Genomic DNA, 13,824 nt, shown 5'->3' on the forward strand with positions numbered 1-13,824 from the left:
GGCCATGCACGCTCACTCCAAATATCTGGCCAATACGGTAAACTCTCGCCACTGCTGTCTGGAGCTATTTATGCGCGAAGCGTTGAATCAAGGCCTGATCGACTTCCTCAAGGCCTCCCCTACTCCTTTTCATGCCACTGCCGCCCTGGCCCAGCGCCTGGAAGCCGCCGGCTACCAGCGTCTCGACGAGCGCGACACCTGGGCCACCGAGGCCAACGGTCGCTACTACGTGACCCGCAACGATTCCTCGATCATCGCCTTCAAGCTCGGCCGCCAATCGCCGCTGCAGGACGGTATCCGCATGGTCGGCGCCCACACCGACAGCCCATGCCTGCGGGTCAAGCCCCAGCCGGAACTGCAACGCCACGGCTTCTGGCAACTGGGTGTGGAAGTCTACGGCGGCGCGCTGCTGGCGCCCTGGTTCGACCGCGACCTGTCCCTGGCCGGGCGTGTCACCTTCCGCCGCGATGGCAAGGTCGAGAGCCAACTGATCGACTTCAAGCTGCCGATCGCTATCATTCCCAACCTGGCCATTCACCTCAACCGTGAAGCCAACCAGGGCTGGGCGATCAATGCCCAGACCGAGCTGCCGCCGATCCTGGCGCAGTTTGCCGGTGACGAACGCGTGGACTTTCGCGCCGTGCTCACCGAACAGTTGGCCCGCGAGCATGGGTTGAATGCCGATGTGGTGCTCGACTACGAGCTGAGTTTCTACGACACCCAAAGTGCTGCCGTGATCGGCCTCAATGGCGACTTCATTGCCGGTGCGCGCCTGGACAACCTGCTGTCGTGCTACGCCGGCTTGCAAGCCTTGCTCACCAGCGACACCGATGAAACCTGCGTGCTGGTGTGCAACGACCACGAAGAAGTCGGCTCCTGCTCGGCCTGCGGTGCCGATGGCCCGATGCTGGAACAGACCCTGCGTCGCCTGCTGCCCGAAGGTGAAGAATTCGTACGCACCATCCAGAAATCCCTGCTGGTGTCGGCAGACAACGCCCACGGCGTGCACCCCAACTACGCCGACAAACACGACGCCAACCACGGCCCGAAACTCAATGCCGGCCCGGTGATCAAGGTCAACAGCAACCAGCGCTACGCCACCAACAGCGAAACCGCGGGGTTCTTCCGCCACCTGTGCATGGCCCAGGAAGTGCCGGTGCAGAGCTTCGTGGTGCGCAGCGACATGGGCTGTGGTTCGACCATCGGCCCCATCACTGCCAGCCACCTGGGCGTGCGCACGGTGGACATCGGCTTGCCGACCTTTGCCATGCACTCGATCCGCGAGCTGTGCGGCAGCCATGACCTGGCGCATCTGGTCAAGGTGCTGGGGGCGTTCTACGCCAGCCGCGACTTACCCTGAGACCGAGGCGCGCCCATCGCGGGCAAGCCCGCTCCCACATTGATCTGTGAATGCATTTCAGTGTGGGAGCGGGCTTGCCCGCGATGGGTTTCCAAACAGATATAAGGCTATCTGACTCACATCAACTGCACTTCTGCCAATCCGGCCTAGACTTGTCAGAACTTCCAGTCCGACAAGGCCGCCCCTCGCCATGATCTCAATGTCCTCATTCCACGCCATGCTGATCCCCATCCTGATCGGCATGATCATGCTCGCGGTCGGCTTCAACTTTCGCGACAAGCCTCTGGGCGTGTTTGGCATGTGGATCGGCATGCTGTTGATCCTCGGCACCGTGCTCTACAAGATCCTCGCCAAACTGGCGCAGTGACAAATGCGCTCGCATTGGGCATAGCGGCCTCGTACACTCGGTCAATTCGTCGTTTTCAAGGTTGACCGCCTCGTGCTTTCCCGTCTGTTTGCCCTGCCCTGCTACCTGCTGATCGCCCTGCTCACGCTGCTGCCAGTGATGCCCGCCCAAGCCGTGGGCTTGCCCGGGATGCTGGGCGGCTCCAGCAAGACCCAACCCCAGGCCGAAGTGCCCTTGGGGCAGTCGCTGGACGACGTGATCAAGACCCTGGAAAACGACCAGCAACGCACCCAGTTGCTCAGCGACCTGAAGAAGCTGCGCGCCGCCACGCAAAAGGCCCAGCCCGCCGCCGAACTCGGCGTACTCGGGTTGATCGGCAGTACGCTGTCGGGCTTTGAGCAGCAGTTTTCCGGCGCCGACAGCCCGTTGGGGCGCTGGTCCAATGAAGTCGACCTGGCCAAGGATGAACTCGCCGCCCTGATGTTGCCGGCCAGCGAATGGCTGCCGATCATCTTCGGTTTTGCTGTGATCCTGGCTGTGTGGAGCCTGCTGGCCGCTGCGCTGATCTGGCTCAGCCATCGGGTGCGCGAGCGTTTCGGCCTGCCCGAAGAGCTGCCGCAGCACCCGCGCACTTGGGACATGCTGCGCTTTGCCCTGCGCAAGCTGGGCCCCTGGTTGATCGCCCTGGTGATCACGGTTTACCTGAGCTACGCCCTGCCTTCCTCCCTGGGCAAATCCCTGGCCATGGTGCTGGCCTATGCCTTGGTGGTCGGCACCTGTTTCTCGGCCATCTGCGTGATTGCCTTCTCCGTACTCGACGGCCCGCACCGCCACCGCGCCCTGTATATCCTGCGCCATCAGGCGTTCCGCCCGCTGTGGTGGATCGGCAGCTTTGCCGCCTTCGGTGAAGCCTTGAGCGACCCGCGCCTGGTTGCCGCGCTCGGCCAGCATCTGGCCCACACCGCCGCGACCGTGGCCAATGTCATGGCGGCGTTGTCCACCGGGGTGTTTATCCTGCGGTTCCGCCGTCCGATTGCGCACCTGATCCGCAACCAACCGCTGTCGCGCCGCCTCAACCGCCGAGCGCTCACCGATACCCTGTCGATCATCGGCACCTTCTGGTACATCCCGGCTCTTCTGCTGGTGGGCATCTCACTGTTCGCCACCTTCCTGTCGGCCGGCGACACCAGCACCGCCCTGCGCCAGTCGCTGCTGTGCACGGTGTTGCTGGTGTTGTGCATGGTGATCAACGGCCTGGTGCGCCGCCACGCCCTCAAGCCGCACCGCGGGCACAAGCGCCATGCGCTGTACTCCGAACGCCTCAAAGGCTTTGTCTACACCCTGGTGCACCTGGTGGTGTGGCTGGTATTTATCGAACTGGGGCTGCGGGTCTGGGGCCTGTCGATGATTCGCTTTACCGAAGGTGAAGGCCATGAAATAGCCGTGAAGCTGTTCGGCCTCGGGGGCACCTTGTTGTTCGCCTGGCTGATCTGGATCCTCAGCGACACCGCGATTCACCACGCCCTGACCCGCTCGCGCAAAGGCCTGGCCAACGCCCGCGCGCAAACCATGATGCCGTTGATCCGCAACGTGCTGTTCGTGACCATCTTCATCATCGCCGCCATCGTGGCGCTGGCGAACATGGGCATGAACGTTACGCCACTGCTGGCCGGTGCGGGCGTGATCGGTATCGCCATCGGTTTTGGTGCGCAATCGCTGGTAGCCGACTTGATCACCGGGTTGTTCATCATCATCGAAGACTCCCTGGCCATCGACGACTACGTGGACGTCGGCGGCCACCTCGGTACCGTAGAGGGCCTGACCATCCGTACCGTGCGCCTGCGCGATATCGACGGCATCGTGCACACCATCCCGTTCAGCGAAATCAAGAGCATCAAGAACTACTCCCGCGAGTTCGGCTACGCCATCTTCCGGGTGGCGATCCCTTACAACATGGAAATCGACGACGCGATCAAACTGATGCGCGAGGTCGGCCATGCCATGCGCAACGACCCGCTGCAACGCCGCAATATCTGGTCGCCGCTGGAGATCCAGGGCGTGGAAAGCTTCGAGTCCGGCAGCGCGATCCTGCGCGCACGCTTCAAGACCGCGCCGATCAAGCAGTGGGAAGTGTCGCGGGCATTCAACCTGTCGCTCAAGCGGCACCTGGATGAAGCCGGGCTTGACCTGGCGACACCGCGCTTGAGCGTGCAGGTGCTGACCGCCGGCAGCGTGCAGGAGAAAGATCCACAACAATAGGCAAGGAGAGGTTGGTATGCGAATGAACGGTCTGACACACCAATGGGTTTTGGGTCTGCTCGGCGCGGTCGCGAGCAGTGCAGTGATCGCCGCCAGCAGCGGCCAGGACAGTGCCCGGGAAACCATTGCCGCCCAGGCAAAAATCCTCGAACCCAGCCTGTTGGAAACCCGCCGCGATATCCACGCCCATCCGGAACTGGGCAATACCGAAACCCGCACCGCCGAGTTGGTCGCCAAACAGTTGCGCGAACTCGGCCTTGAAGTAAAGACCGGGGTGGCCCGCACTGGCGTCGTCGCCATCTTGAAAGGTGCCCTGCCCGGCCCGACCGTGGCTCTGCGCGCCGACATGGATGCGCTGCCGGTCAAGGAAGTCGCCGACCTGCCCTTCGCCTCCAAAGCCAAGGGCACCTACCTGGGCAAAGAAGTCGACGTGATGCACGCCTGCGGCCACGACGCCCATACCGCTATCCTGCTGAGCACTGCGAAGATTCTTACCGGGATGCGCGAGCGGCTGCCCGGCACCGTGGTGTTTTATTTCCAACCGGCCGAAGAAGGCCCCAGCGATTTTATCCCCGACGGCAAGAACACCTGGGGCGCGAAGATGATGGTGCAGGAAGGCGTAATGAAAGCGCCCAAGCCTGACGCGGTGTTTGGCCTGCACGTATGGGCCGGTGTGCCTGCCGGGCAAATCGCCTATCGCCCTGGCCCGACCCTGGCCAGTTCCGATGACCTGCGCATCAGGATCCTCGGCAAACAGACCCACGCCGGCCGCCCCTGGGACGGTATCGACCCGATCACCGTCGGCGCGCAAACCATTGTCGGCTTGCAGACCGTAGTCAGCCGCCGTACCGATATTTCGTCATTCCCCTCTGTGGTGAGCATCGGCACCATCAACGGTGGCACCCGCTATAACATCATCCCCGAGTCGGTGGACATGAGCGGCACCATTCGCTCCTACGACTACGGCATTCGCCAGAAGCTGCATGGGGATGTGCGCCAGACCGTAGAGAAAATCGCCGAAAGCGGTGGCGCCAAGGCCGAAGTGACGATCATCGAGAAGTACGACCCCACCATCAACAATCCGGCGCTGACCGAGAAAATGCTGCCGAGCCTGCGCTGGGCGGCTCAGGATGATGTGGTGCAAGGCCCGTTGGTGGGTGGCGCCGAAGACTTCTCGTTCTATGCCAAGGAGGCGCCGGGGCTGTTTGTCTTCCTGGGGGTGACCCCAAGGGACCAGGACATGAGCAAGGCGGCGCCGAATCACAACCCTGGGTTCTTTGTGGATGAGTCGGCGTTGGTGGTGGGCGTGAGGACACTGGCGTCGTTGGCGACGGATTACCTCTACACCCACACATCACCGTAATGCTTGATGTGGGAGGGGGCTTGCCCCCTCCCACATTTGAACCCAGGTGAATCAGTTGGCGAGGGCCGCGCCGTCCATTTTCTGGCGCAGGCTCAGCGGGCGCATATCGGTCCACACTTCCTCGATGTAGGCCAGGCATTCTTTCTTCATGCCGCTCTTGCCCACGGTGCGCCAGCCTTCCGGCACGGCCTTGTAGTCGGGCCAGATCGAATACTGTTCTTCATGGTTGACCACTACCTGAAAGAGGATGTCGTCGCGGTCAAATACTGAGGTCATTGCTGTTCTCCGTCGCTCAAAGGCTGGCTGCGCACCACGCGCAGCACTGATATCTGTAGAAACGTACCAAGGGCCTGGAAAATTAGACGCTGGCCACGGCCGCCGCCAAGGCGCGCCCGAAAATCTCGGCCACCTGGTCGACTTCGCCAGCGGTGATCACCAGCGGTGGCAGAAAACGCACCACACTGCCATGGCGCCCGCCCAGTTCCAGGATCAGCCCTCGCTTGAGGCATTCGCGCTGCACCAGCGGCGCCAACTGGCGATGCACCGGTGGGTGGCCCTGACTATCCGGCGTGCCAGCCGGGTCTACCAGCTCCACCCCCAGCATCAGCCCACGCCCACGGATATCCCCCAGATGCGGGAAGTCGCGCTGCAGGATGCGCAGGTGTTCGCCCAGGCGCTCGCCCATGGCCGCCGCATGGCCCGCCAAGTCGTGATCCTTGAGGTAGCGCATCACCGCTGAGCCTGCCGCCATCGCCATCTGGTTGCCACGGAAGGTCCCGGCATGGGCGCCAGGCAGCCAGGTGTCGAGCCAGTCGCGATACACCACCACCGCCAGGGGCAGGCTGCCGCCAATCGCCTTGGACATGACCACCACGTCCGGGATGATGCCGGCGTGTTCGAAGGCAAACATTTTGCCGGTACGCCCAAAACCACTCTGGATTTCATCGACGATCAGCGCCACCCCCGCTTGCGCGGTGATACGGCGCAGGCCACGCAGCCAGTCGAGGTCCGCCGGGATCACGCCACCCTCGCCCTGGACCACTTCGACAATCACCGCCGCTGGCAGCAACACGCCGGCTTCCGGATCGTTGAGCAGATTCTCCAGATAATGCAGGTTGACCCGCACGCCTTCGGCGCCACCCAGCCCAAACGGGCAACGGTAGTCATACGGGAATGGCAGGAACTGCACGCCATTGCCGAGCAAGGCGCCCAAGGGTTGCTTGGGTCCCAGGCTGCCCATCAAACTCAGCGCGCCCTGGCTCATGCCGTGATAGCCGCCCTGGAACGACAGCACGGTGCTGCGCCCGGTGGCGGTGCGCACCAGCTTCAACGCGGCTTCCACCGCATCGGTGCCGGTGGGGCCGCAGAACTGGATTTTCGCTTCTCGCGCCAGCTCCGAAGGCAGCAAACCGAACAGGTCCTGCACGAATTGATCCTTGACCGGCGTGGTCAGGTCCAGGGTGTGCAGGGGCAGTTCGTCGCTCAGCACTTGCTGGATGGCCTGGATCACCACCGGGTGGTTATGCCCCAGCGCCAGGGTTCCGGCGCCGGCCAGGCAATCGATGAACCGACGCCCCTCGACGTCCTCCACGTAGATCCCCTTGGCGCGCTTGAGCGCCAAGGGGATGCGCCGAGGGTAGCTGCGGGCGTTGGATTCCTGCTGGCGCTGGCGGGCCAGCAGCGGGCTTTCGTCAAACTGATAGAGCGTTTCCGCGGCCTGCACCGGGGCGTCTTCGATACGGCTGGTAGCGACTGACATCTCTGGATCCCTCAATACGCTGTTGATCGTGACCAAACTGCCGATCCGTTGGCGTCTGGCCCAAGGGCATGCGCACGGATTTCCTGTTGTGGAGACGCTTCAGGTGCACGGGGATTTAGGAAGTTGGTCGGATATTTACCGATTGTGGGGAGATTAAAATGTGGGAGCGGGCTTGCTCGCGAAGGCAGTGTGTCAGTCGCTGCATCGGTTACTGCACTACCGCTTTCGCAGGCAAGCCAGCTTCCACATTTGAACAGCGCTCAGCTCCGAAGCCCGCGGTATTTTTCATTCAGCGCATAAAGAATCGCGCACGTCTCTGCATCCAGGAATCCACAATAATCCCGTGGCCGAAAGTGCATCTGGAACGCCCGGGTGCGCTGCTCAAAGGCCCGGCGATTCTGCGCCGGCTTATACCCATAACGCTGAAACGCCCTCTCCACCTCGACCTCCGGCGGCAAGCCGAGACAAAAGCGGCGCTGGTACATCGCCCGCGTCTGCTCATCAAACCAAGCCCCAATGCCGGCTTCATGCAGCAGACGCCAGGGCAGCCGAGGCCCCGGATCGCTCTTGCGCCAGTAGGCCACGTCCGAATGCCCGAGCCAGTCAGTAGGGCCGACCTGCGGATAGCGCTCCAGCAGGTCGCGAAGCAATGCAATCAGTAGGTCAATCTGCGCGGGTGCGTATTGCGTAAAGGTAAAGACGCCCGCGTCATCCCGCGCCAGGTTGACGATTTCAATGCCCACCGAGCGGCTGTTGAGATCCGCCTTCCCCGCCCAATAACTCACGCCGGCGTGCCAGGCGCGCTGGCCCTCGTCCACCAGGCGAAACACGCGCAGCTCTTCATAACCGGCAGCACAGTAGCTGGGCTCATCGGGGTCGGGCAGCAGGTAGTGGGCGCTGACGCCCTCTTGAGTGAGGGTGCGTAGCGATGAAGCAAAGGGCGCTGCGGTGTAGTGCACAATCACCTGCTGCACGGATTCGCCGCGGCGGTCGTTGAAATCCCTAGCAGGGAAACTGGTGTCGATCACCAACATAAGAACAGTCCTTTTCAATTCAGGCCGACTCATTCGGCCCGTTCAAGCACAAAAAAATTACCGCCATCCTGAAGACTTGAGCCTCAGGCGGGCGGTAATTATTTGCCACGTGAAAAGGGCAGCTCAGCGCCGCAACGGCATGCCCAGGTCGACCCGCATACCATCGGGCTGGCTGTCGAAGTGCAGCGAGCAGGAGCAACGCTGCACGATCGCCTGGACAATCGCCAAGCCCAGGCCACAACCTTCGCTGCTGCCATTGCGCCAAAAGCGTTGGGTGAGGTATTGCAGGTCTTCGCTGGAGATCTGCTGGCCATGGTCACGCACGCGGAACACCACGTTATCCGGGGTAGAAAACACCTGCAGTTCCACGCGGGTATCGGCGGGGGTATGGCGCAAGGCGTTGTCCAGCAGGTTACGCAAGGCCGCGACGGCAAGGCCAACGGGCATTGCCACTGGCACAGGGGAAAGATCCGGCGCCAGGATCAGATCAATGCGTGAATTGTCGCCGGCGTTGGCATCCTGGATCGCCAACCGGGCGACTTCCTCGGCACTGGATTGCAGGCCATCGTCAAACGACAGGCTGCCCTCCACCCGCGCCAGCAACAACAGTTGCTCCAGGGTGCGATGCAAGCGGTCGGCGCCCTCCTCGGCGTGCGCCAGGGACTGGTCGCGGGCCGCGCCCTCGGTCATGCGCGCGACTTGCAGGTGGGTCTTGATCGCGGTCAACGGGCTGCGCAGCTCATGGGCGGCGTCGCCGGTCAGGCGACGTTCGCGCTCGATGGTCTTGGCGATGCGCTGCAGCAGTTGGTTCTGGGTGTCGAGCAACGGCTTGAGTTCACTGGGCAGCGGGTGAATCTGCAAGGGTTCCAGGGAATCGGCACTGCGCCGCATCAAGGCATCCCGCATACGGTTGAGCGGCACCAGGCTTTGGCCGATGCCCAGCCATAGCAGGCACAGGCAGCCCAGCAATGCCACACCGACCGGCACCGACGCCGCCAGCAGGATCGACAGGTTGAGGGCTTCACGCTCCACCTGGCGGTCGGCGGTGGTGATCAGCAAGTCGCCACGGGACAGGGTAAAGCTGCGCCAGCCCACGCCGTCGATGATCTGGTCGCGAAAACCGCTGCGGCGCGACTCCAGCCCTTCCTCCGGCGTGGTATGGCTGCGCGCCAGGATCTCGCCGCGCAACGAACTGACCTGGCAGGCCATGCCGCCCGGCACATTCAGTTGTTCGGTACGCAAATGCGCGCCACCGCTGACGCTGGCCAGGCCCGGCATCTGCTCGGTGAGCCCGGCTACCATGCGCGCCGAAGCCACCAGGCGCTGGTCGAGGGAAAACATCATCTGGTTGCGCAAATCGTTGAGCATCCAGGCGGCCGCCAGCACCCAGATCAGTACAAAAGCGGCGCCCAGCTTGAACGTCAGGCGCAGGCGCAAGCTCATCACGGCGTGTTTTCTCCCCCATCAGCGGTGCCCAGGCGATAGCCCAGCCCCCTGACGGTTTCGACGATGCCATTGCCCAACTTGCGCCGCAGGTGGTGGATATGCACGTTGAGGGCGTTGCTTTCCAGTTCGTCGCTGAAGCCGTAGACGCTGTCCTTGAGCTGTTCACTGGACAGTACGCGGCCCTTGTTGTGCAAAAGCGCCTGCAACAACGCCTGTTCACGCCGGGACAAATCTACCGGCTGGCCGCCGAGGAAGGTCTCGCGGCTGCTGGGGTCGTAGGCCAGGCGGCCATGTTCGATCAGATTGACGCTGCGTCCCGCCACACGGCGCAGCAGGGTTTGCAGGCGAGCAGCGAGTTCACGCAGGTCGAAGGGCTTGAGCAGGTAGTCGTCGGCGCCGGCTTGCAGGCCGTCGACGCGGTTGGTCACCGAGTCCCGCGCGGTGAGGATCAGCACCGGAATGTCCAACCCCTGGCTGCGCTGTTGTTGCAGCAGCTTGAGGCCGTCTTCGTCGGGCAGGCCAAGGTCGAGCACCATAATGTCGAAGGCCGCGGCCTTGAGCATCGCCCGCGCAGCCGAGGCGGTGGCCACGCGCTCCACGGTGAAGCCCTGGGCAGTCAGGCCGGCCACGATGCCACTGGCGATCAGTTCGTCGTCTTCACAGACCAGTACGTGCATGGTTAACCCTTCATAAAAGATGGCGCGATTAGAAAAGCCACGGATTAAGCGCGCATTATGCCGCTAAAGTTCGCAACATCGGATAATCCCTACGCTCTAGAATAGCGGCGGTTAATCATCGGTTAATCAACGCCACACATTGTGTGCCTCACTTGCATCGAACTAAGGCTTGACCATGCGGCATCTGTTTACCTTTCTGCTGGTGTTGTTCGCGGGATTCGCCCAGGCAGCGCCGGGCAGCCCCTTCGAAACCAAACCCGACTTCCTCCCGGTGGGCAAAGCCTTCGCCTTTACCTCCGAACGTCTTGAGAGCGGCGAAACCCAGCTGTTTTGGCAGATTGCCGACGGTTATTACCTGTACCAGCAACGCATGAAGTTCGACGGCCTGGCCGAAAAACCCGTGCTGCCCGAGGGTGAAGCCCATAGCGACGAGTTCTTTGGCGAGCAGCAAGTCTATCGCCAGGGCCTGGAAGTGAAGATCCCCGCCGGCACCACCGGCCAGGTCAAGCTCGGCTGGCAGGGCTGCGCCGATGCGGGTCTGTGCTATCCGCCGCAGTCGATCACCGTGGACCTGGGCGGCAACCCGGCCGTCGCCGCGACCGCGCAAGCCCAGGACCAAAGCCTGGCCAGCGGCCTGCAACAGCGCAGCCTGGGGTGGAGCCTGCTGGTGTTCTTCGGCCTGGGCCTGCTGTTGGCGTTTGCGCCCTGCTCGTTGCCGATGCTGCCGATCCTCGCCGGCCTAGTGGTGGGCAGTGGCGCCAGCCCGCGCCGTGGCTTTGCCCTGGCCGGCAGTTACGTGGTGTGCATGGCGCTGGTGTATGCCGCCCTGGGGGTGATGGCCGCGTTGCTCGGCGCCAACCTGGCGGCGTTGCTGCAAACCCCGTGGATCCTTGGCAGCTTTGCGGCGTTGTTCGTGCTGCTCGCCCTGCCGATGTTCGGCTTCTTTGAACTGCAACTGCCCGCCTTCCTGCGCGACCGCCTCGATAACGTCAGCCGCCAGCAAAGCGGTGGCAGCCTGGTGGGTGCCGGTGTGCTCGGCGCATTGTCCGGCCTGCTGGTGGGGCCGTGCATGACCGCGCCCCTGGCCGGCGCCCTGTTGTATATCGCTCAAAGCGGCAATGCGCTGCACGGCGGCCTGATCCTGTTCGCCATGGGCATCGGTATCGGCATTCCGTTGTTGCTGTTGGTCACTGTGGGCAACCGCTTCCTGCCCAAGCCGGGTACCTGGATGAACGTGCTCAAGGGCATCTTCGGCTTCCTGTTCCTGGGCACCGCGGTGCTGATGATTCGCCCGATAGTCGGCGACAGCCTGTGGATCGGCCTGTGGGGCGCCTTGGCGCTGGTGATGGCGTACTGTGGCTGGGCGCTGGCCCGTGAGTCCGGCCTGGCGGCCAAGGTATTCGGCGCCGGTTCCCTGGTGCTGGGCCTGTGGGGCGCGGTGCTGGTGGTGGGGGCGGCCGGTGGCAGCGATGAGCTGTGGCAACCCTTGAAGGTTTACAGCGGCTCAAAGGTCGCCGGTGCACCGAGCGCCCACGATGCCTTCACCACGATCAACGACCCGGCCGTACTGCAAAGCCAACTCGACAGCGCCAAGGCCCAGGGCCAGTGGGTGCTGTTGGACTATTACGCCGACTGGTGCGTGTCGTGCAAGATCATGGAAAAACAGGTGTTCGGCAAACCCGAGGTGATGGACGCGCTCAAAAACGTGCGCTTGCTGCGCCTGGACGTCAGCGCCGACAACGCCGCCAGCCGCGAGCTGCTGGGCCGCTACAAAGTGCCAGGGCCACCGAGCTTCGTGTGGATCGGCCCGGACGGTGAAGAACGCCGCGCCCAACGCATCACCGGGGAAGTAGACGCCGCCGCCTTCCTGCAACGCTGGACCCAGACGCGGGACGCTCTCTGATGCTGACCCTTACCATCGGCACCTTCGCCATCGCCCTGAATCACCTGCTGCTGATCAGCGCGCTGATTCTCGCCACCCTGGTGGGCTGGCGCGTGGCCAAGCGCGGCGGCGAAAACCCGGAGTCGGTGCTGTTCAGCCTGTTCCTGCTGGGCCTGCTCGCCGCCCGAGTCAGTTTTGTGCTGATGTATTGGAGTTATTACAGCAACGACTGGGTAGAGATGGTCGACCTGCGTGACGGCGGCTTTCTCGCCTGGCCCGGGATCATCGCGCTGATCCTCGGCGCGCTGGCGTACGGCTGGCGTCGCCCGGCCCTTCGCAAGCCGCTCAGCGCCGGGGTGATCACCGGCCTGTTGTTCTGGGGCATGACCAGCCTGTCCCTGAGCCTGTACGAAAAAGGCACACGCCTGCCGGACATCACCCTGCGCAATGCCAATGGCGAGGTGGTGCAACTGGCGGATTATCAAGGCGGCCCGTTGGTGATCAACCTGTGGGCCACCTGGTGCCCGCCGTGCCGGCGCGAAATGCCCGTACTGGAAAACGCCCAGCGCATGCGCCCCGACGTGACCTTCCTGTTCGTCAACCAGGCCGAAAGCATGCAAAGCGTCAGCACCTACCTGGCCACCCAGGGCCTGACCCTGGACAACGTGCTGTTCGACGCCAGCGGCCGCCTCGGCCAGGCCGTGGGTTCCATGGCCTTGCCGACTACGCTGTTCTACCAAGCCGATGGGCGCCTGATCAACAGCCACCTGGGCGAACTCTCCGAAGCCAGCCTGGCTCGTGCCATGGAACCCTTCGACAACACCACGACAAGGAAACCGACATGCCTCGCCTCCGCCACCTGCTGACCCTGCTGCCTTTGACGCTAGCCGCTACGCTGGCCCAGGCCGAAGACCTGCCGGCCCCGATCAAACAGATCGAAGCCAAGGGTGCCAAGATCATCGGCAAATTCGATGCGCCCAGTGGCCTTACCGGCTACGCCGCCCAGTACCAGAACCGTGGCATGGCCTTGTACCTGACCGCCGACGGCAAGCACGTGATCGCCGGCAACCTGTACGACGCCCAGGGCAATGACCTGAGCACCGCGCCCCTGGAAAAACTGGTGTACGCGCCGATGGCCAAGGAAGTCTGGGCCAAGATGGAAAACAGCAGCTGGATCCAGGACGGCGACAAAAATGCCCCGCGCACCGTCTACCTGTTCAGCGACCCCAACTGCCCGTACTGCAACATGTTCTGGGAACAGGCGCGCCCGTGGGTGAAGGCCGGCAAGGTGCAGTTGCGCCACATCATGGTCGGCATCATCCGCGAAGACAGCCCAGGCAAATCCGCGGCCCTGCTCGCCGCCAAAGACCCGCAAAAAGCCCTGCAAGAACACGAAGCCGCCGGCAAGGGCAGCAAGCTCAAGGCGCTGGAAAAGATCCCGGCCGAGGTCGAGGCCAAGCTTGATGCCAATATGAAGCTGATGGATGAACTGGAGTTGTCGGCGACGCCGGCGATCTTCTATCTGGATGACAAGGGTGGGTTGCAGCAGCAGCAAGGGGCGCCTTCGCCGGATAAGTTAGTGAAGATTCTCGGACCAAAATAAGCGCCGCCCTCGCGGGCGCCATCGCGGGCAAGCCAGCTCCCACATTTGAATGTATTCACAACTCAAAATGTAGGAACTGGCTTACCTGCGATGAG

Annotated in this window: 12 protein-coding genes; 7 read left to right on the forward strand and 5 right to left on the reverse strand. The window is 63.1% G+C overall.

Annotated features, from left to right (window positions below):
- The first annotated feature begins 70 nt into the window (after positions 1-70).
- The 4 genes from MHH62_RS15375 (at position 71) to MHH62_RS15390 (ending at position 5,328) form a co-directional block, all read left to right on the forward strand.
- Positions 71-1,360: a M18 family aminopeptidase gene (locus tag MHH62_RS15375; protein WP_057976990.1), complete on the forward strand. Its 1,290-nt coding sequence runs from the start codon at positions 71-73 to the stop codon at positions 1,358-1,360.
- Positions 1,361-1,559: 199 nt separating this feature from the next.
- Positions 1,560-1,727, forward strand: a complete 168-nt coding sequence (locus tag MHH62_RS15380) for a hypothetical protein (protein ID WP_014719301.1) — start codon at positions 1,560-1,562, stop codon at positions 1,725-1,727.
- Positions 1,728-1,799: 72 nt separating this feature from the next.
- On the forward strand, positions 1,800-3,965 hold the full coding sequence (locus MHH62_RS15385; protein ID WP_191949367.1) for a mechanosensitive ion channel domain-containing protein: 2,166 nt from the start codon (positions 1,800-1,802) through the stop codon (positions 3,963-3,965).
- A 16-nt stretch (positions 3,966-3,981) separates the two neighbouring features.
- On the forward strand, positions 3,982-5,328 hold the full coding sequence (locus tag MHH62_RS15390; protein ID WP_198833574.1) for an amidohydrolase: 1,347 nt from the start codon (positions 3,982-3,984) through the stop codon (positions 5,326-5,328).
- 51 nt (positions 5,329-5,379) lie between these two features.
- Here MHH62_RS15390 and MHH62_RS15395 read toward each other — a convergent pair whose 3' ends face one another.
- The 5 genes from MHH62_RS15395 to MHH62_RS15415 form a co-directional block, all read right to left on the reverse strand.
- Positions 5,380-5,604: an MbtH family protein gene (locus tag MHH62_RS15395; protein WP_003192847.1), complete on the reverse strand. Its 225-nt coding sequence runs from the start codon at positions 5,602-5,604 to the stop codon at positions 5,380-5,382.
- Positions 5,605-5,686: 82 nt separating this feature from the next.
- The gene (locus MHH62_RS15400; protein WP_339231269.1) at positions 5,687-7,087 is read right to left on the reverse strand and encodes an aspartate aminotransferase family protein; all 1,401 of its coding nucleotides are present in this window, start codon (positions 7,085-7,087) and stop codon (positions 5,687-5,689) included.
- A gap of 260 nt (positions 7,088-7,347) precedes the next feature.
- On the reverse strand, positions 7,348-8,121 hold the full coding sequence (locus MHH62_RS15405) for an N-acetylmuramoyl-L-alanine amidase (RefSeq protein ID WP_020302233.1): 774 nt from the start codon (positions 8,119-8,121) through the stop codon (positions 7,348-7,350).
- Positions 8,122-8,244: 123 nt separating this feature from the next.
- Positions 8,245-9,564: an ATP-binding protein gene (locus MHH62_RS15410; protein WP_014719306.1), complete on the reverse strand. Its 1,320-nt coding sequence runs from the start codon at positions 9,562-9,564 to the stop codon at positions 8,245-8,247.
- Entirely contained in the window at positions 9,564-10,244 is a 681-nt protein-coding gene (locus MHH62_RS15415; RefSeq protein WP_014719307.1) for a response regulator, read from the reverse strand. Before MHH62_RS15415 ends, MHH62_RS15410 begins: the two co-directional genes overlap by 1 nt.
- Positions 10,245-10,419: 175 nt before the next feature.
- Between MHH62_RS15415 and dsbD the strand changes: the two genes are divergently transcribed.
- From dsbD to dsbG, 3 genes are read left to right on the forward strand one after another with little or no spacing between them, the layout of a single operon-like run.
- Positions 10,420-12,147, forward strand: a complete 1,728-nt coding sequence (gene dsbD, locus MHH62_RS15420) for a protein-disulfide reductase DsbD (RefSeq protein WP_339231271.1) — start codon at positions 10,420-10,422, stop codon at positions 12,145-12,147.
- Positions 12,147-12,992, forward strand: a complete 846-nt coding sequence (locus MHH62_RS15425) for a TlpA disulfide reductase family protein (RefSeq protein WP_072433718.1) — start codon at positions 12,147-12,149, stop codon at positions 12,990-12,992. The genes dsbD and MHH62_RS15425 overlap by 1 nt, the downstream gene beginning before the upstream one ends.
- Positions 12,968-13,729 (forward strand): thiol:disulfide interchange protein DsbG, encoded by a 762-nt coding sequence (gene dsbG, locus MHH62_RS15430; protein WP_020302229.1) that lies wholly within the window; start codon positions 12,968-12,970, stop codon positions 13,727-13,729. The genes MHH62_RS15425 and dsbG overlap by 25 nt, the downstream gene beginning before the upstream one ends.
- The last annotated feature ends 95 nt before the right edge of the window (positions 13,730-13,824 follow it).

This window comes from Pseudomonas sp. FSL L8-0168 (assembly GCF_037976155.1).
Lineage (GTDB): Bacteria > Pseudomonadota > Gammaproteobacteria > Pseudomonadales > Pseudomonadaceae > Aquipseudomonas > Aquipseudomonas paracarnis.

Coding starts and splice junctions, on each gene's coding strand:
- MHH62_RS15415 (WP_014719307.1), bottom strand. CDS start 10,244: ATGCACGTACTGGTCTGTGAAGACGACGAACTGATCGCCAGTGGCATC.
- MHH62_RS15425 (WP_072433718.1), top strand. CDS start 12,147: ATGCTGACCCTTACCATCGGCACCTTCGCCATCGCCCTGAATCACCTG.
- MHH62_RS15410 (WP_014719306.1), bottom strand. CDS start 9,564: ATGAGCTTGCGCCTGCGCCTGACGTTCAAGCTGGGCGCCGCTTTTGTA.
- dsbG (WP_020302229.1), top strand. CDS start 12,968: ATGCCTCGCCTCCGCCACCTGCTGACCCTGCTGCCTTTGACGCTAGCC.
- MHH62_RS15400 (WP_339231269.1), bottom strand. CDS start 7,087: ATGTCAGTCGCTACCAGCCGTATCGAAGACGCCCCGGTGCAGGCCGCG.
- MHH62_RS15390 (WP_198833574.1), top strand. CDS start 3,982: ATGCGAATGAACGGTCTGACACACCAATGGGTTTTGGGTCTGCTCGGC.
- MHH62_RS15375 (WP_057976990.1), top strand. CDS start 71: ATGCGCGAAGCGTTGAATCAAGGCCTGATCGACTTCCTCAAGGCCTCC.
- MHH62_RS15395 (WP_003192847.1), bottom strand. CDS start 5,604: ATGACCTCAGTATTTGACCGCGACGACATCCTCTTTCAGGTAGTGGTC.
- MHH62_RS15380 (WP_014719301.1), top strand. CDS start 1,560: ATGTCCTCATTCCACGCCATGCTGATCCCCATCCTGATCGGCATGATC.
- dsbD (WP_339231271.1), top strand. CDS start 10,420: ATGCGGCATCTGTTTACCTTTCTGCTGGTGTTGTTCGCGGGATTCGCC.
- MHH62_RS15405 (WP_020302233.1), bottom strand. CDS start 8,121: ATGTTGGTGATCGACACCAGTTTCCCTGCTAGGGATTTCAACGACCGC.